This is a genomic window from Paenibacillus naphthalenovorans, from assembly GCF_900099895.1.
Lineage (GTDB): Bacteria > Bacillota > Bacilli > Paenibacillales > NBRC-103111 > Paenibacillus_G > Paenibacillus_G naphthalenovorans.
Genome location: NZ_FNDY01000006.1, coordinates 217,537 through 235,600 on the forward strand (window position 1 = coordinate 217,537; position 18,064 = coordinate 235,600).

16 protein-coding genes are annotated in these 18,064 nt (G+C 52.4%); 10 read left to right on the top strand and 6 right to left on the bottom strand.

Features of this window, described 5'->3' with window-relative positions; translation table 11 throughout:
- Positions 1 to 67 precede the first annotated feature (67 nt).
- Positions 68 to 1,582: an LTA synthase family protein gene (locus BLT35_RS08805; protein ID WP_074727553.1), complete on the bottom strand. Its 1,515-nt coding sequence runs from the start codon at positions 1,580 to 1,582 to the stop codon at positions 68 to 70.
- 231 nt (positions 1,583 to 1,813) lie between these two features.
- Between BLT35_RS08805 and BLT35_RS08810 the strand changes: the two genes are divergently transcribed.
- From BLT35_RS08810 to ndk, 5 genes are all read left to right on the top strand, one after another.
- Positions 1,814 to 2,524: a DUF2087 domain-containing protein gene (locus tag BLT35_RS08810; RefSeq protein WP_302848192.1), complete on the top strand. Its 711-nt coding sequence runs from the start codon at positions 1,814 to 1,816 to the stop codon at positions 2,522 to 2,524.
- A gap of 42 nt (positions 2,525 to 2,566) precedes the next feature.
- Positions 2,567 to 3,334 carry an FHA domain-containing protein gene (locus BLT35_RS08815; RefSeq protein WP_254777528.1) on the top strand — a complete coding sequence of 256 codons (768 nt, stop codon included), beginning with the start codon at positions 2,567 to 2,569 and terminating at the stop codon, positions 3,332 to 3,334.
- 34 nt (positions 3,335 to 3,368) lie between these two features.
- The gene (gene murA / locus BLT35_RS08820; protein WP_062409015.1) at positions 3,369 to 4,664 is read left to right on the top strand and encodes a UDP-N-acetylglucosamine 1-carboxyvinyltransferase; all 1,296 of its coding nucleotides are present in this window, start codon (positions 3,369 to 3,371) and stop codon (positions 4,662 to 4,664) included.
- 215 nt (positions 4,665 to 4,879) lie between these two features.
- Positions 4,880 to 7,573, top strand: a complete 2,694-nt coding sequence (gene ppdK, locus BLT35_RS08825; RefSeq protein WP_074727555.1) for a pyruvate, phosphate dikinase — start codon at positions 4,880 to 4,882, stop codon at positions 7,571 to 7,573.
- A 79-nt stretch (positions 7,574 to 7,652) separates the two neighbouring features.
- Complete coding sequence (ndk, locus tag BLT35_RS08830; protein ID WP_062409013.1) at positions 7,653 to 8,096, top strand: nucleoside-diphosphate kinase; 444 nt, start codon at positions 7,653 to 7,655, stop codon at positions 8,094 to 8,096.
- A 251-nt stretch (positions 8,097 to 8,347) separates the two neighbouring features.
- Here ndk and BLT35_RS26440 read toward each other — a convergent pair whose 3' ends face one another.
- The 3 genes from BLT35_RS26440 to BLT35_RS08840 all read right to left on the bottom strand — a co-directional run bounded on the left by BLT35_RS26440 (position 8,348) and on the right by BLT35_RS08840 (position 9,924).
- The gene (locus BLT35_RS26440; protein WP_137670296.1) at positions 8,348 to 8,449 is read right to left on the bottom strand and encodes a sporulation protein YjcZ; all 102 of its coding nucleotides are present in this window, start codon (positions 8,447 to 8,449) and stop codon (positions 8,348 to 8,350) included.
- A gap of 59 nt (positions 8,450 to 8,508) precedes the next feature.
- Positions 8,509 to 8,616, bottom strand: a complete 108-nt coding sequence (locus tag BLT35_RS27520; protein WP_082660782.1) for a sporulation protein YjcZ — start codon at positions 8,614 to 8,616, stop codon at positions 8,509 to 8,511.
- A 192-nt stretch (positions 8,617 to 8,808) separates the two neighbouring features.
- The gene (locus tag BLT35_RS08840) at positions 8,809 to 9,924 is read right to left on the bottom strand and encodes an aminopeptidase (protein WP_062409012.1); all 1,116 of its coding nucleotides are present in this window, start codon (positions 9,922 to 9,924) and stop codon (positions 8,809 to 8,811) included.
- Positions 9,925 to 10,258: 334 nt separating this feature from the next.
- Here BLT35_RS08840 and BLT35_RS08845 point away from each other — a divergent pair, with 334 nt between their 5' ends.
- Positions 10,259 to 11,323, top strand: coding sequence for an AbrB family transcriptional regulator (locus BLT35_RS08845; protein ID WP_074727557.1), 1,065 nt, complete (start codon positions 10,259 to 10,261; stop codon positions 11,321 to 11,323).
- A gap of 102 nt (positions 11,324 to 11,425) precedes the next feature.
- Here the strand turns inward: BLT35_RS08845 and BLT35_RS08850 are convergent, their stop codons facing one another.
- Positions 11,426 to 12,361, bottom strand: a complete 936-nt coding sequence (locus tag BLT35_RS08850) for an MraY family glycosyltransferase (RefSeq protein WP_074727558.1) — start codon at positions 12,359 to 12,361, stop codon at positions 11,426 to 11,428.
- 264 nt (positions 12,362 to 12,625) lie between these two features.
- Between BLT35_RS08850 and BLT35_RS08855 the strand changes: the two genes are divergently transcribed.
- From BLT35_RS08855 to BLT35_RS08865, 3 genes are all read left to right on the top strand, one after another.
- Complete coding sequence (locus BLT35_RS08855; RefSeq protein ID WP_074727559.1) at positions 12,626 to 14,128, top strand: tagaturonate epimerase family protein; 1,503 nt, start codon at positions 12,626 to 12,628, stop codon at positions 14,126 to 14,128.
- 158 nt (positions 14,129 to 14,286) lie between these two features.
- Complete coding sequence (locus BLT35_RS08860; RefSeq protein WP_062409010.1) at positions 14,287 to 15,081, top strand: C39 family peptidase; 795 nt, start codon at positions 14,287 to 14,289, stop codon at positions 15,079 to 15,081.
- A 92-nt stretch (positions 15,082 to 15,173) separates the two neighbouring features.
- Positions 15,174 to 15,992, top strand: a complete 819-nt coding sequence (locus tag BLT35_RS08865) for a YihY/virulence factor BrkB family protein (protein ID WP_062409009.1) — start codon at positions 15,174 to 15,176, stop codon at positions 15,990 to 15,992.
- A gap of 316 nt (positions 15,993 to 16,308) precedes the next feature.
- Here BLT35_RS08865 and BLT35_RS26865 read toward each other — a convergent pair whose 3' ends face one another.
- Positions 16,309 to 16,548 (bottom strand): hypothetical protein, encoded by a 240-nt coding sequence (locus tag BLT35_RS26865; protein ID WP_217634710.1) that lies wholly within the window; start codon positions 16,546 to 16,548, stop codon positions 16,309 to 16,311.
- Between BLT35_RS26865 and chrA the strand changes: the two genes are divergently transcribed.
- The gene (gene chrA / locus BLT35_RS08875; RefSeq protein WP_074727561.1) at positions 16,532 to 17,755 is read left to right on the top strand and encodes a chromate efflux transporter; all 1,224 of its coding nucleotides are present in this window, start codon (positions 16,532 to 16,534) and stop codon (positions 17,753 to 17,755) included. The two genes, BLT35_RS26865 and chrA, sit on opposite strands and share 17 nt — an antisense overlap.
- The last annotated feature ends 309 nt before the right edge of the window (positions 17,756 to 18,064 follow it).

The following is an 18,064-nucleotide window of genomic DNA, read 5'->3' on the forward strand; positions in this document are numbered from 1 at the left end:
TCCTCGTCCGCACCGGAACGAGGATGGGGTTTTTATACTGCTGCTGCATGAATCATTTGGTTTTCTGTTAATCCACCGTGACATAAACCGGTTTGGACTCATTCAGGATATTGTTTTTCGAGTCTATGACCTTAACCTGTATCTCCAGCAGACCCGGTTTTTTAACCAGCTCTTTCGTGAGCTTGACACTGAGCGACGATTCGCTGAGCCAATAGGTCTGCAGCTTCTCCCCATTTACAAAAACGGTGCTGCCGATGCCGAATCTTCCGCCCCGGACGGTCATCCGCGTCTTATCCCCAAGCTTTATTTTCCCCGGTGTTACCTCCTCAATTGCCGGTTCCCCGTATCCAAGCACGAATCCGCTGCGCTCCCCTCCCGCCTGCTTCTCCGCTTCCAGAATGGCATGCTGCCGCGCCTCGTACTCCTTTACCAGTCCGGTATCGATATTCATCGCTTCATAATGGCTGGGCGGAGGGAGAATCGGCATACGCCGGGACAGCTCGCCTAAATAATCGGTATAGCTACTGCCCGGCCTTTTGGCTAATTGAAGCACATAAGGACCGAGGAATGAAGGGCTCATATGCAAGGAATCCTTCTGCTCCTCCGGCAAATAATTGTTCCAGATGAGAACGGGGACATGGTACATTTTCTCCAGAAAGTCCGGATCGTCCTCGCCGCTGATATACCCGGCTTCCTTATAGACAAAATATTTCTCCAAAGACGGCAAATGATCTCCGAAGAACACGAGAATCGTCGGTTCTTTGACCTGTCCAAAGTGACTGACCAGCTCCTGAAGCATTTTATCCGCGGCCGTCAAGCCTTGAGCGTAGGTCTCCGCAATACCGATCGCTTCCGGCGATACCCCGTTTCCTTTAATATCGATCGTATTCTTTTTGAATTTTCCGGGATAGTATTGGTAATGGTTTTCCATCGTACTGGCAAAGATGAAATCGGGGCCCGGACTTTCGGCGGTTTCCTCAATAATGCGCCTTGTTACCGCATAATCGCCGATATATGGTCCGACATACTCATTGGGGTTAAAATATTCCAGGCTGATCAATTGGGAAAAACCAAGCTGCTTATACACTTCGATGCTGTTGAAGAACCATCCGTAAAAAGGACTGATGGCCGTAGCCGTATAGCCTTGTTCCGACAGGATGCTGGCCAGTGAAGCGGTCGGATGCTTAATAACGGATTCGTATGGGATGGAGTTCTCCGGAAAAAAGCGCATGGAATGCCCGGTTAACACCTCAAGCTCCACATTTGCCGTCCCGCCGCCGAACATGGGTGACAGCATGGTGCCGTGGGTGAACCGCTTCTGCAGCGCGCGAAAAAAAGGAATCGGATCCCGGCTGAACGTCAGATTCGTCATCCGGGTTGCATCCCAGAAGGTTTCGCTCAGAACAAAAATAATATTCGGGGGCTTGAGCAGATCCTCCTCCGTCCATTCCAATTGCGGCGGCTCCACACTTACAGGCGCAACGGAAGAGGAAGGGTCTGGACAAGTGAACTCCGAAGATGGAATCGGCAAAATGAGCAGCAACCCCATCAAAGCTGTGAACAGGCGGATGGACAGGCGCATAATAAACACTCCCGAACGGCTGCGTTTTCGTTGAATGCTAGAAATAGGTTTATTATATCATGCGCTGCCGGATACAGATAGCGACACGATACGCAGATTAGATTTCACAAAATGAGAATGGCCAAACGAAATTGATGTTTGTTTGACTATAAATAAACTAAATATCAGATCAACAGCGATGAGGACGATGCGGAACTGCTGCGCTATTTTCCCGATGGGCTCGAAGGCCCGCTGCGGAGCTGGCCGAAAAAAGAGAGCCGGCGCGTGGACATAGCAAGGTTGCTGCAGCGCAGGTTTCAACCGGGCAAACGGTATACCGAGCCGGAGGTGAACCGCATTCTGGAGCAGGTCCACCCGGATTATGCGTCACTGCGGCGGTATATGGTGGATTATGGATTCATGGAGCGGTTGGATGACGGCAGCTCCTATTGGGTTGAACCGGTCAAAGACGATGAATCGCAAGAAAAGGGGAAGAAAAGCATGAACAGGGAAAAACGCAAAGAACTGGTTGCAGCCTATATGGAGACAGAGCGCCCGATGGGAGTGTACCGTATCACGAACCGCAGGAATGGAAAGATGTGGATCGGCAGCAGTCCGGACCTGGACGCGATCGCAAAGCGCCATCAATTCGAGCTGAACATGGGCATGTTCCGCAGCAAAGCCATGCAGCATGACTATAATGAAGTCGGGGAAGCGGAATTTCAATTCGAGGTGCTCGAACGGTTGAAGCAGCGCAAGGACGGTTATCAAGATGTTCGCCATGAGCTTGCCTTTGGAAGCCAAATGGATGGAACAGCTGCAGCCCTACGGAGAGCGGGGGTACCACGACGCGCCGAAGCCGGCCAAAAATCGGGACTAATGGGGCCGATGTGTTTTGACGATAAAGAACTTAATGGGTTGTTTTGCGCAGCCGATCTTGAATTGTTACTGAAAAATAACTGACTCGTCACCGAACAGATATTTTCATTCGTTTCGGAATACGTTATGATGGTATGGAATTCATACTCGCTTGTCCACAAGAGACAAAGGGCCGCAAAACAGCATACGGAGGGAAAGAAACTGGAAACTTTCGCCTGTCTTTATGTGATTCGCGGGGAACCTTATCGATCCGGAACGTGCCTCAATCTGTCGGCTGCCGATACGGTGCTGGGCAGAGCGTCCAAAACGTATTCGCCGGATTTTGCGTTCACGAACGCCTTTATTTCGCGCAAGCACCTGTTGATTCGGCAGGAAGGCGGCAAGGCCGTACTATATGATTTGGGCAGCCGGCACGGCACTGAAATTAATGGAGTCAAGGTGGAGCCGCATCAGCCTTATCCGCTGCAATCGACGGACATCATCAAGCTTGCTAGAGGAATGACGGTACTTCATTTTTCATATATATTCGCCGATCAGACATTGGAATTCGAGCCGCTCAGCTTAACCCAGCATGGGGACGAACCGGATGGCGAACCGGTGATCCATTGGGAAAAAAGGGAATGTGTGGTGGACGGCAAACGGCTGTCGATGTCTGAGAAAGAGTATTTGTTCCTGAAGCTTCTTTATGAGGAGGCTAATCGGCTGGTGCCGATAGAGCAGATCAAACGAAGCGTGTGGCCTGAACGTCCGTCGGGAACGGACGGTGTACCCGATGTCAGCATGGATGAACTGAATGCGCTCGTGTACCGGATTCGCAAAAAGTACGGCAAAGATACGTTTCTGATTAGTGCTGTACGCGGCAGCGGTTACGTATTGGAGTGGGATTCGAAATAGCGTGCGTGCACATGTGGAAAGTAGGGTTACGTGAATGAGATTTATTCAAGTTGAACCTGCAGGGCCGCTTCAAGGCTCCATATCGATACCCGGCTCCAAGAACAGCTCTCTTGCCCTGCTTGCCGCCGCCTGTTTAGCGGATGGCCAAGTAATACTGGAGGGAATTCCCGATATTTACGACGTTAAAGTAATCGCCCGTATCGGGGATGATATCGGGCTGAGGCTGCAGCGCATGCCGGACGGCAGCATGGTCATCGATCCCCGCTATATTCACAGCGCGATCATTGACCCGGGCAAAGCGTCTTCGTTTCGTGCCTCGTATTATTTTGCCGGTGCGCTGCTCGCTAAGTTCGGGAGGGTCACCGTTGGTTTTCCCGGAGGGGACGATTTCTCCTCCAGGCCGATTGACCAGCATATCAAAGCATTTCAGGCGCTGGGCGCCAAGGTTATATTTCATGAGGATTATTATGTGGTGGAAGCAGGAAGGCTCCAAGGCGCCGACATTTACTTTGATACGGTAACATCAGGTGCGACAATCAACAGCATGCTGGCAGCCGTTCGGGCCCACGGCAGAACGAACTTGTACCATGCGGCCGTCGATCCGGAGGTTGTCGATACGGCCGCATTCCTGAACGGGCTCGGGGCCAAAATTTACGGTGCCGGAACGGACCGGATACGGATTGAAGGGGTTCCGTATTTAAACGGAGGATACCATACCGTGATTCCGGATCGGCTTGTGGCCGGCGCTTTTTTGATGGCGGCGGGCATAACAAGAGGGCGCGTTACGGTGACCGATGTCATTCCCGAGCATCTGGGTTCCTGCATCTCCAAGCTCATTGAAGCGGGATTGACGGTGGAATGCACCGAATCGGGCATTACGGCGTACGGAACCGATGCCATTAAGGCAACGCGTATCCGGACTTCCATGTATCCGGGCTTTGCGACGGACCTGCAGCAGCCGATGACCGCACTGCTGACACAGGCCAGGGGCAAAAGCATCATCACGGAAAAAGTATATCCCAACAGGTTTAACCATGTACCGCAGCTGCGGAGGATGGGGGCGGAGATTGAGGTGCGTGGAGAAAGTGCTTTTATCCGAGGAGGCCGTCCGCTTGCCGGCAATTGGGTGCATGCTACGGACGTACGGGCGGGAACGTCCCTGATTTTGGCCGGACTAACCGCCGAGGGCTGTACGCGCATTACCGGGGTGGAGCATGTGGAGCGCGGCTACGAAGATGTCATCGGCAGCTTCAGATCGTTGGGTGCCCGAATATCGCTGCGGGATACTCAACACGCGGAGACGGCGGAGGAAGCGGCGGGACGGAATTGATCTATGGAACAGGATAGGAACAGGATAAACAAAGAAGGCATCACGCTCGATGGGGAGCGTCGATGCCTTCTTTGTTTAATGAACTGTTGAAGCTTTTTTCACATTAAATACGTCTTAATTTTTTTAATATTACATACTATTTACAAAATTTAAGACGTATGTTATGTTTTATTTAATCATATTCCCGATTATTCCACTATAGGAGGGTATTTATTATGCGAAGTGTAGTTCCGTTCGAAGCGGGTCATGCCGGTATGAAGCAATGGCTGGGCGGCAAAGGAGCCAATCTGGCGGAAATGACCAAGGTCGGATTGCCGGTGCCCCCCGGATTTACAATTACTACCGAAGTGTGCCGAGCGTATTATGCCGCAGGCGGACAGCTTCCCAAGGGGCTTATGGACGAGGTAGCGCAAGCGTTGAAACAGTTAGAGTCGGCGAAAGGCCAGCGATTCGGCGACCCGCAGAATCCGCTGCTGGTATCCGTACGGTCCGGTTCGGTCACCTCGATGCCCGGCATGATGGATACGATCCTAAACCTGGGCATGAATGACGAAACCGTCCGGGGGCTTGCGGCTTTAACCGGTAACCCGCGTTTCGCTTATGATTGCTACCGGCGGTTGATTCAAATGTTCGGCAACGTCGTATTTGATCTGGAGTCCTATCATTTTGAAGGCCTGCTTCATCGTCTGAAGCAGCAAACCGGCGCTGAATATGACAGCCAGGTGAGTGCTGAGGGCTGGATGCGGTTAATTGAAGAATACAAAGCGGTCGTACTCAAAGAAACGGGACGCCCGTTCCCGCAGAAGGTGGAGGAACAGCTGGAGCTGGCGGTGGAAGCTGTTTTCCGTTCGTGGAACAATGCTCGTGCGAAGGTGTACCGCAAGGTGCACCATATCCCGGATGAGCAGGGCACGGCTGTAAATATTCAGTCGATGGTTTTCGGCAATATGGGAAGCGATTGCGGTACGGGCGTAGTGTTCACCCGCAATCCGTCCACCGGGGAGAAGTCGCTGTACGGCGAATACTTGATGAACGCGCAGGGGGAAGATGTTGTCGCCGGTGTTCGGACTCCGGTACCGATAGCCGAACTGAAGAATGACATGCCGGAAGTGTTTGACCAACTGCTGAGTACCGCGGAAGCGCTGGAGCTGCACTACAAGGATATGCAGGACATTGAATTTACCGTCGAGCGAGGAAAGCTGTATCTGCTGCAAACGCGGGATGGTAAACGGACTGCGCAGGCAGCTGTCAAGATTGCGGTGGATCTCGTGCACGAAAGGATTCTGGAGCGGGGGGAAGCGATTGAGCGGATCGAGCCGTTTCATCTGGATCAGCTGCTGCACCGGGCGATTGATACCGACAAACCGCTTGATGTGCTTGCTGTCGGATTACCGGCTTCCCCGGGTGCGGCAACGGGCGCTGCTGTCTTCGATGCCGATACGGCGGAGTCTTGGGCGCGGGAAGGCCGTAAAGTGATCCTGATCCGTACGGAAACTACGCCGGAAGATATTCACGGGGTGCTGGCCGCCGAAGGCGTGCTGACAAGCCGAGGCGGTATGACGAGCCATGCAGCCGTTGTCGCGCGCGGAATGGGCAAGCCATGCGTCTGCGGCTGCGAGTCGATTCGTATTGAGGATCGTATCTTTAGCGTTGAGGTCGACGGTAAACTGAGGATTGTCCGGGAAGGCGACGACATCTCGATTGACGGTGCGTCGGGACGCGTCATTCTGGGGGGCGTCAGCCTGAGGGAGCCGGTAATCACTACGGAGCTGCAGCAGCTGCTTGGTTGGGCGGACTCCATCCGGAAGCTGCAGATCTACACGAATGCGGATACGCCGGACGATGCGGCCAAAGCACGAAGCTTCGGTGCCGAAGGCATTGGCCTGTGCCGGACGGAGCATATGTTTATGTCCGCCGAGCGGGTTCCCGTCGTACAGGAGATGATTCTGGCTGAAACGGAAGAGGAACGGAGTAAGGCGTTGGCGCAGCTGCTGCCTATGCAGCAGGAGGATTTTGCGGGCATTTTTAAAGCGATGAGCGGTCTTCCTGTGACGATCCGGCTGCTGGATCCGCCGCTTCATGAGTTTTTGCCAAACCTGGAGCAGTTGATCGTCCAGCAGGAGAGATTGCGCTACCAGCCGGATGCGGATCCGGCAGAGCTAGAACAGCTCGACAAGCTGCTGCGCAAGGTGAGAGCGCTTCACGAGATGAACCCGATGCTGGGAACCCGGGGCTGCCGCCTAGGGCTGGTGCTGCCTGAGATTTACGAGATGCAGGTGGAGGCTGTTTTCCGCGCTGCGCTCAGCTGCCTGAATGAACAGGTGGAGGCCAGGCCCGACATCATGATTCCGCTCGTAGGCCATGCCAATGAACTGAAGCGGATGCGCGAGCTGGTCGAGCGCAAAGCCGAGGAGGTACTGGGCGATGCCGCACGCACCTTCCGTTACCGGATCGGCACGATGATCGAGGTGCCCCGTGCTGCCGTGACGGCGGCACAAATTGCGGCTCATGCGGATTTCTTCTCTTTTGGCACGAACGATTTGACTCAAATGACGTTCGGTTACAGCCGCGACGATGCGGAAGGCAAGTTTCTTACCCATTATGTGGAATCGAATCTGCTGCCGGACAATCCGTTCCAGGTGCTGGATCGGGATGGCGTGGGAAGATTGATTGAGTGGGCGGTCGAACAGGGCAAATCCGTGAAGCCGCAGCTCAAAACGAGTATCTGTGGCGAACATGGCGGCGACAAGCAATCGATCTTCTTCTGTCATGCGGTAGGACTGGACTATGTCAGCTGTTCCCCTTACCGGGTACCTCTCGCCCGTATCGCTGCAGCGCAGGCGCAGCTGGCTTTGGGTAAAGCTCAAAAAAACGAGGAGACGGGTCTTATACCGGAACGAAGCGCATAACCGGTAAACAATGGAAACTTGATGTAATAGATGATATACTTAATTGATGACAACATAATGAGATGGAGTGTATAACAGCATGGAAAAAACGTTCTTAATGATCAAGCCGGACGGAGTGCAGCGCCAATTAATCGGCAAGATCGTGCAGCGCTTTGAGGACAAAGGGTTTCAGCTCATCGGAGCGAAGCTGATTCAAATCACAAAGGAGCAGGCGGAGTACCATTACGCTGAACACAAGGAAAGACCGTTCTTCGGCGAGCTCGTGCAGTTCATTACGTCCGGTCCGGTATTTGCGATGGTATGGCAGGGTCACAATGTCATTCAATTGTCCCGTACGATGATGGGCAAGACCAATCCGTTGGATGCGGCCCCGGGAACGATCCGAGGCGATTTTGCAGTACAAACGGGAAATAATATCATTCACGGTTCCGACTCTCCGGAGAGTGCGGCACGGGAAATCGCTCATTTTTTCAAACCGGAAGAACTGCTTTCCTATGAGCGTTCGATTCAAAGCTGGATTTAAAAAAAATCGGCCCTGACTCGCTTTTATTGCGAGCAGGGCCGATTTGCGTTTCCTTATACTAACCGTTTCGGGAAGCGATCCAATGAGTGTATATATCCCTTTCCGGGAGCGGGGCGAGGCCATGGGCAGCCGGGTTTGAATTGGAATTTATAGATTCAAAGGTATGGCTGCCCTTCCTCTAACGATGTGTTCTGAAGTTGTGAGAAGAAAGGAGTTCTATGAACTCCTTTTCTAACGATTCCGTAGAATCATTAGATCCAGTAAGCACGAAGTACGATAACCAGAAGAATAAAGAGAACCAGAATAACACCTGTCGACGTACGCCAGCCAAAACCAAGTGCGTGGCTCACCATATTCACCTCCCGAATCAAGAATCGGGCAAAAATGTCAAAGCGCTGATGGTCCGGTTATTTTAGATGAACCATGCAGTAGAAACAATGACAAGAAGAATAAAGAGTACGAGAATAACACCAGTAGAAGTGAAGCCGCCGCCAAATCCAAATCCTTTTACGCAGCTCATCGATAACATCCTCCTTCCGCTTGATCTTCTGTATCATATGCAGGTTAAAGATTCAGGGATTGGACGCTACGAAAATAGTCAGATGACCTTATGGGTTGAATAACCCTTGAGGGGCGGACAGGGCTGCCAGATCATTCCATGTTCCGCCGGGAATCTTCAAGACGCATTGCGCATGCATTAAGGTTGAGCCGCTTATTTCAGATTTTCGGGATTTAAAGGGATCAGCTCCGGGATAACAAAAAGCCCGTCTTTGCGAATGAGCCGGTCATCAAAGTAAATCTCTCCTCCGCCATACTCCGGTCTTTGGATCAGTACCAAATCCCAGTGGATCGAGGATCGGTTGCCGTTATCGGCTTCATCATAGGCTTGGCCGGGGGTAAAGTGAATGCTTCCGGCTATTTTTTCATCAAACAGAATGTCCTTCATCGGATTTAATATGAATGGATTGATGCCGATAGCGAACTCTCCGACAAACCTCGCCCCGTCATCCGTATCGAAAATTTGATTAATCCGCTTTGTATCATTCGCTGTCGCTTCAATAATTTTGCCGTTCTCAAAACGCAGCTTTACATTCTCAAATACAAAGCCGTTGTAAGGGCTTGGGGTATTATAAGAAATCACTCCGTTAACGGAATCCCTGACCGGAGCAGTAAAGACTTCGCCGTCCGGGATGTTCATCTCTCCTGCGCACTTGATCGCGGGAATGTCTTTAATCGAGAAGGTCAGATCCGTCCCATCAGCTATTAACCGGACTTTATCCGTCTTATTCATCAAATCGACCAGCGCATCCATTGCTTTGCTCATTTTGGAGTAGTCCATCGTACATACGTCAAAGTAAAGCTTTTCGAAAGCTTCCGTGCTCATGGAGGCCAGCTGGGACATGGACGGCGTCGGGTAGCGCAGCACGACCCACTTCGTCTTTTTCACACGAATCGTGGAGTGGACGTTATGGTTGTAGAATTTGTTGTAAAGCTTCATATTCTCGTCGGGAACATCCGATAGCTCATAAATGTTGTTTCCGCCGCGCACACCGATATAGGCCTGCATCCGGGTCATTTGATACGCGTCGAAGTCCGCCCATGTTTTGATTTGTTCTTCCGTTGCGTTCATCAGCAGTTCCCTGGTCACTTGATGATCCCGCAGGTTGACAAAAGGCCGGCCTCCGGCTTTATGTATCTTTTGGACAATGGATTTAACCAGCGGATTTTCGATGCCGAAGGCTTCAACGAGAACATTCTCTCCGGGTTGAACCTTGGTCGAGTAGTTAACCAAAACATCCGCTAATCGTTCTATTCTTGGATCTAACATGATTGGATTCACCCTTCATTTGGATTTTTGACCTATCTATATTATATTCTTTTTTTCCAATAATCCTACTTTATTCTCAACTCTGTCAATTCATCGTTCAGCATCGGAGACGGACGGTCCGGGGTAACCAAGAAATGGAAGGTACGGACACGAGGTTTCTGCCATGATTCGCTGCATTGGCGGTCGCCGGAATCGTAAGGGGGCAAATAGGTATCGAAGCTTGTGCGGTTCGAGGTAATCGGCCGTTGACAAAACCCGTATCCAGTTTATTCTTATATAGAGGATATTGAACGGGTTTTCTTTATGTTCCATTAAGTGAAAGAAGGTTTTCATCATGTTGAAACTGACGGAAACGCTGGCGGTCACCTTTGTGGGAGGACTGCTGTTCACGCTGCTCCACGTTCCGCTCAGCTGGATGCTGGGCCCGCTCACGGCCGTGATGCTGTGGCAAGGACTGCTGAAGAGGGAGTTGAAGTGGCCGGTCGGGTTACGGAACGCGGGATTGCTTCTGCTGGGCTACAGCATGGGGCTTTCGTTTACCGCTGAAAGCGCACGTCAAATTGCCGGTCAGCTGCCATCCATGCTGCTGGCCACGGTAATCACTGTCGGTTTTAGCCTGGCTTGTGCCTGGTTTACCGCCCGACAAACGGGCATTACGCTCCAAAGCAGCATGATCGGCAGTATTCCCGGGGGCTTGTCGCAGATGGTCGTGCTCAGCGAAGAAATTGAAGGAGCGGATCATACGGTGGTCTCCTTTATGCAGACCATCCGTCTGCTGACGGTGATCTTCGTTGTGCCGTTCCTTGCCGTGCATGGTCTGGCCGAATCGACAGCTCCCGGAGCGGGAGTTCTTCCTCCGCCTGCGGAGGTATTGGCGGCAGGTTTTCCGCTTTGGGCGGTGCCGGTCATTGTGGCTGTCATTATCGCAGCGGCGCTGGTCGCTGTGCGCTTGAGGATGCCGACACCGTGGTTTCTCGGCCCGATCATTGTCGCAGCGGCGCTGACCGCGGCAGGCATGGCACCTCCGCATCTGCCGACACCGCTGGTTCTCGCGGCGCAGTGGAGTCTCGGCATCTATCTCGGCCTCGGAATCCGGTTGAGCGCTCTGGCAGGCTGGCGGCTGCTGCTGCCTTATTCGTTCGCAGGCGGACTCGCCGTCGTCCTGCTGTCCTTGGCGCTTTCCTTTGGCTATAGTCAAGTGCTGCCGATCAGCTTCGTCACCGCCTTTCTCAGCACCTCGCCTGGCGGGATGACCGAAATGGGCGTAACGGCGGCAGCGGTAAAAGGCGATGTTTCCATCGTTGTCGCCTACCAGATGTTCCGTATCTTATTCATCCTTTTTATCGTCCCGTACTTGCTTCGTTGGGGCTTCCGCCGCCATGTAAGACAGCATGATTAATGCCGTGAAGCGGGACGAACGCCTTCAGGTCAGCGGTAAATCCATCAAAAAGACCCGTGCTCCTATCCGGGATAGGGCTCGGGTCTTTTTTGGGTTATTGGCTTATACGGTCAACAGCAGCAATATGATCGAGGTTAATCCAAAGCATACGTTGATCAGGCAAAGGAACAGCACGACCTGCTTCGGATTCAACCCGCTGCGCAGCAGCCGGTAGTGCGCTTGGGTGGCGTCGGCCTGATAGATCGGCCTGCCGTTCATGAGCCGCTTGAAGACCACGAACAGGTTGTCGAAGATCGGCACGCCGAGCGCCAGTATCGGGATCAAGAGCGACAGTACGGTAGCCTGCTTGAAGGCTCCGTCCAGCGCGATAACTCCGAGAAGAAAACCAAACAGGGTGGCGCCCGCATCGCCCATAAACACTTTGGCCGGAGGCTTGTTATACCGCAAATAGGCTAGGGCCGCGCCCACGAGAATAATCGCCATGACGGCGGAATCCTGCTGGCCTTTGGTTAAGGCGACGATAAACAGCGTCACGGCGGCAATCGCCGATAATCCGCCCGCCAGACCGTCCATGCCGTCGGTAAAATTAATGACGGTTGTCACTCCAAATATCCATGTGACCGTCAGGAAGAACTGAAGCCATACCGGAAGAAGAATATCTTGACCAGTGAACGGATTGTTGAAGCCGTAGAACACGACGCCCGAGGCATATATGATGACTGCCGCCGAGAGCTGGACGATCAGCTTTGGCCAGGCGGCCAGCTCCTTGCCGTGCGTTTTGTACCAGTCGTCCACCATGCCGATGGCGAGGATGAGCGTCGAGCCGACGAAAAGCGCTAAGGAGCGTTTCCAGTCATCCTGAACGAACAGCAGATAGGTTGAGAGAATCCCGGCGAATATGGCCAAGCCCGCGGTTAAAGGAATCGGTTCTCTATGAATTTTTCGTTCGCTATTTTCTTTGGGCTTGTCCACAAAATCGATGCGGAGAGCCAATTTTCGCAGCGGAGGAATAAGCAGAAAGACCAAGAGAAAGGACATGAGAAATGCGGCAAAATAAAGAATAACAATCGCCCCCGAAATCCGTCAAAATTCGAGTCTCAATGATTACCAATTATATCTTATCAGAAGATAGAGTTACAAGTTTAGTCACCGTTTTATCAGGGATTCGTCAGCCTTCTCATCTCTGGTTGTTCACAGCAAAATATGCATAGTTACCAATAAAATAAGCAAAAAAAGATGAGATTATATACTATTTTTGCGATATGCTCTAAAAGAAGAAGGGGAATAAGGAGGAGCTCTGATATGGGTAAATTTGTACGGATCGCTGAAGCGCTGGCGGCAGGTCATGCGGTTCCGGCGAAGAGCGGCGATATCAAAGTGTATACGCAATCATTGGAAGCCTCGGATTCTACCAAGCTGGTGATGGTAAAAGACCTGGCGGATCATACGAAATATTTGCTTGCTGTGGGTAAAGGCCGGCTGTTCGACGAATTACAGGGGATCATAGAGGACGGAGCCAAGCTGTGTCCGCTCACGCATGATAACCGTTTGGTCTTGAACCGTTACTTTGATTATACGAAACCGCGCGCTTTCGGCACGCAATTCTCCACCCTCGGACTGGGCGACCGGCTTGGGATCGCTTCTCCGGGTCACATCAAGGCCGTCAAAGGAAAGGATGTGCGTCCGATTTTGGCGCAGCAAAGCATCCGTGAGGTGACTCTGACGGGACGCGATTATAAGCAGGTGCTGGATGCCGCCTGTTATGCCGTGTTCCAGGAAGGGTACAAGGACGGATTCGGAGCGGACGGCGACCACTTGAAGAAAGAAGAAGACATTCGGATGGCGTTGGATCTCGGGTTTACCATGCTGACGCTCGACTGCTCCGACAAGATCGATCATTCGATTGAAAACTTGTCCGCTGCCGGGCAGGAAGCCAAGTATGCCGGGCTCCGGCCGGATGTCCGCAGTCATTACGAAACGCTTTATCTTGGACAAACGTTCAGGGTTGCGGGGATTTCCATCACGTTCGACCGCGAAACGCTGATCAAGAATGTGCTGGTTTATGGGTCGGCCATCGATTTTATGGAGCATGTGTACAACACGTACATCAAAAACGCTGACAGCGAGGTTGACTTCGAAATTTCGATTGATGAGACGGCCGCCCCGACGGGGCCTGAATCTCATTTTTTCGTTGCGAAGGAGCTTTACGGCAGAGGAGTGACGATTTACAGTCTGGCGCCCCGCTTTTGCGGCGAGTTCCAAAAAGGGATCGACTACATCGGCGATATCGAACAGTTCGAAAAAGAAATGCCCATCCATGCCGGCATTGCGGACGATTTCGGCTACAAGCTGAGCATTCACTCCGGCAGCGACAAATTCAGCGTGTTCCCGATGATCGGAAAATACACCGGCGGCCGTTTTCATGTCAAGACGGCGGGCACCAACTGGCTAGAAGCGGTCCGTACCGCAGCCAAAGTGAAGCCTTCCCTCTATCGCCGTATGCACCGGTATGCGCTGGAGCATTTTGAAGAAGCGGCAGCCTACTATCATGTGACGACCGATATCAGCAAAATCGTTCCGCTGGATCAAGTGTCTGACGCTGATCTGGCCGATACGTATATGAATGAAGACAATGCCCGTCAATTGATCCATATTACGTACGGTATTTTGCTGCAGGCAAAGGATGAGCGGGGCGGCACCTTGTTTAAGGACGAATTGTACCGGACGCTCAGCGAGCAGGAAGAAGCTTACGAGCAATCGCTCATCTCCCATATCGGCAAACATATCGAATGGCTGGGCAAGTAAACGACAACGCCTGCAGGAGGGCTCTGGGTTGGGTTTGCGGCTCAAACCAAAGAGCGATTGCGAACTGTTGCCACCCTCATATCAGGATCAGGGATCGGATGAATCCGGTCCTTTTTGCTTATCCTATAAAAAAATGAAGATGGAGGAAGGGTTTCCTGATGAAGCAGATTTTAGGTTTGCTCCTTTTGATATTGATCGCTGCTTGTACTGCGCAGCAGCCGAAAGAGCAGGCTTCAGATCCGGGCGGTACAAACCATGCGAATCCTTCCCCCGATGGAGGAGCGCTCATTCAAAGTCAACAGAACAACCAAACTTCCGATCCGGAAACGAAACAGCAGGGGCAGGAATCTTCCGCCGATGAAGTGATGCTGGATGTTCCGATCATTGCTCAAAACCCGGAATTGAAATTCGGCTGTGAAGTGACCAGCTTAACCATGCTGCTGCGGCATGCGGGCATCCAAGCCGACAAGATGAAGCTGGCGGCTGAATTGCCGAAAGATAACGATCCGGTAGTGAAATCAAAATCCGGGGATATTACCCATTGGGGCAATCCGGAGCATGGTTTTGTGGGAGATATAACAGGCCGGACAAAGGGATATGCCGTTTATGTAAAGCCGCTTGAAGCGCTGATGATGAAGTATTTGCCCGATCGTACTGTAAATTTAACCGGCGGCTCTTTCGACGATGTGATCGCCAAGCTTAGGGAAGGCAAACCGGTGGTTGTATGGACGACCGGCGACTATAAATTGCCCGACCGATGGGAATCGTGGAAGCATGGACAGGAAGAAATCAGGACTCCGCTTGATTTGCATGCCGTCGTCGTCGTCGGATTTAATCCCGGTCATGTCTTTGTGAACGATCCGTTAACCGGCCGGAAAGCCCAAAAAGTAAACAAACAGACGTTTATCGACACCTGGGTCACGATGGGCAAACAGGCGTTAACTTACCGATAAACTCTTGGCGGTGATATGCCGCAGTCTTTTTGCTGCCCGGTTGACAGGTGTGAACGGAACGGCTTGCGGTGTCAGACAGGAGGGCAAAGCACATGAAGGTCCGGGATTTTCTCGTGGAGTTTTGGAATCAATTGGTGCAGGATGACGTTCTGAGCCTGGCCGCCCAATGCGCCTATTATTTTCTTTTTTCCCTGTTTCCTTTTCTCATTTTTATCATGAGTCTTCTGGGATATTTGCCGATCACCGCGCATGACGTGCTGCTTTTGATCAAAGAGTATATTCCGTCGGGGGCGGCGGCGGGGATCGAAGAACAGCTAAAGGATGTGCTGGAGTTCAAGAGGGGAGGCGTGTTGTCCTTCGGTCTCATTTTCTCTCTTGTCACGGCAAGCGCGGCGATGCACGCCATTGTTCTCGCTGTCAATAAAGCCTATGGCCTTCCTCCGCGCAAAAGCTTCATTCATTCGCGCATGCTGGCCATCGCTCTGACGGCGGGCATGCTGATGGTTGTAGCCTCGGCGCTTCTGCTCAGCGTGTTTGGCCAGCTCATCGGCGAATGGATGAATACCCGCCTGCATCTGCCCTGGAGCCAGATCCAACTGTGGAATGTGCTGCGCTGGGTCATTCATTTTGTCATTTTATTTCTGGTGCTGACCGCCGTTTATTATATAGCTCCCAATACGTGTCTTACTTGCAAGGATGTGCTTCCGGGAGCCATCATGGCTGCTGTCGGCTGGCAGCTTACGTCCTGGGGCTTCTCTTATTATGTGAACCATTTCGGCCATTATAGCGCTACGTACGGGAGCTTGGGGGGAGTCATTGTACTGCTTTCCTGGTTCTATATTTCCGCGCTGTTGATTGTCGCAGGCGGGGAACTGAATGCGCTGGCTTATCTGGTTAAGGAACGGACTTAAGAGATAGATGGGGGAACGGTCTGGCTCAAGGATTGTCCGGTCGGTTTCTTCATCATCGGTGAAGGCGAAAGGATCAATGGCTCAGCGAAACCCATGAGACTGTCCCGTGCAAAGAGGGACGGTCTTTTTTTAGGCTGCAGGCGGCGGTGCTGTTCTTTGTAAGAAACGACCAGGGACGTCATGTGAAAATTAGATTTGCTTCATTGGACATTTACCTGAACGTATGCAGGTCTGCCAATTTTCCGATTTGCAACGCTCTGTTTCTGGAATATACTTGTAGTGTGTCGGCGCCGGTGCTGCTTATCAAGCGAGGGATTCATTTGCCGTATGAGCCAGCAAGCCTGATGCGAATCTCTGAAAAATCGCCTATGCTTATTGCCGCTTGCGGGAAATCGGGGCCGAAACTGCCGCGATCCCGGATTGAAACGGCAGAGGGAGTAGAGTAAAGCGCTATACTTGGCTTGGCAACACCCCTATCAAATTTTGTTTCGATGAAAAAACGATGATCATCCATCAAGTCCAAAGGAGAACTTAATTGTATGTCTTCATCTGCCAACACGAAAGTAAAAACGGACCTTCCCAAGTCCAAGGCTGCTGCCCTCATTGAAATTCTGGGAGTATCCGCCAAGCTGGGGATCACTTCCTTCGGAGGGCCGATCGCGCATCTGGGTTATTTTCGGGAAGAATATGTCGTTCGCCGAAAATGGTTGGATGAACGGGCGTATGCCGATTTGGTGGCGCTCGGTCAATTTCTTCCCGGGCCAGCCAGCAGTCAGGTCGGCATCGGCATCGGCGTGATTCGCGGCGGGCTGCTCGGAGGCTTGATCGCTTGGTTCGGGTTTACGCTTCCGTCCGTGATAGCCCTCGTTGTGTTTGCTTACGCCATGCAGGGCTTCGGGCTTGGCGAAGCCGGATGGATTCACGGGCTGAAGCTGGTGGCCGTAGCGGTCGTGGCACACGCTGTTCTGGGCATGGGCCGTCAGCTGGCGCCTGATCGGCCACGAGCCACTTTGGCCATTGTGACTGCCGCCGTCTGCCTGCTCTGGCAGACGGTGATGACGCAAGTGCTGCTGATTGCCGCCGCAGCTCTGCTCGGCACCTGGCGGTACCGCGACGGTAACACGGCAGAACCGTACCGCCTTCAGATCCCGGTTAGCCGAACTGCAGGAATGTTTTGTTTGATGCTCTTTGCCGTTCTGCTGTTGGGTTTACCGATCCTGCGGCAGCTTTCGGACAATCTGGGAGTGGCGATATTCGACAGCTTTTACAGGGCCGGCTCTCTTGTTTTCGGCGGCGGTCATGTCGTCCTGCCGCTGCTGGAGCGTGAAATGGTACCGCTGGGCTGGATCAGCAAGGAGGAATTTCTTGCCGGATACGGGGCCGCACAAGCGATACCGGGACCTATGTTTACGTTTGCTTCCTATGCGGGAACCATAGCCGGAGGATTGACGGGTGGAGTGGCCGCGACGATCGCCATTTTTTTGCCCGCATTCCTGCTTATCGTCGGCGCTCTGCCGTTCTGGAACGTTTTGCGGACGCATCCCCGAATGCAGGGTGCGCTTGCCGGCATGAATGCTGCCGTTGTCGGCATATTGCTGGCTGCACTGTACGATCCCATCTGGACGACTGCAGTGCTGAGTCATGAAGATTTTGCCGTCGTGGCGGTGCTGTTCGGCATGCTGGTCTTTTGGAAGCTGCCCGCCTTGTACGTTGTAGCCGTCGGTGCTGTCATGGGCGCGATCCTTCAGCTTTTCACAGGTTGAACGTATCCTGCTGGGTGATCTTGGAAGCCGTTGCAAGCGATGCAGGACTGTAAGGTGCGATGAGCGGGGTGGCCTGCAGATCGCTGATGTGAAAGCGCGCGCTATCTATTTCAGAAAGGTATGGATAAATCGGGAGCAGCACGAAAATGACGATTTTGGTCTAGGGATTAATCGTCGGATGGCTTGGAAAAAAATACTATAGTTATCTGGAATTTATGATCTATGCAGTTCGTGTCATTAACTGGTAAACGGTGGTTTTTGCTGCACAAATGTCACTAATTTCTCGAAATTAGGACGAAAAACCACTTG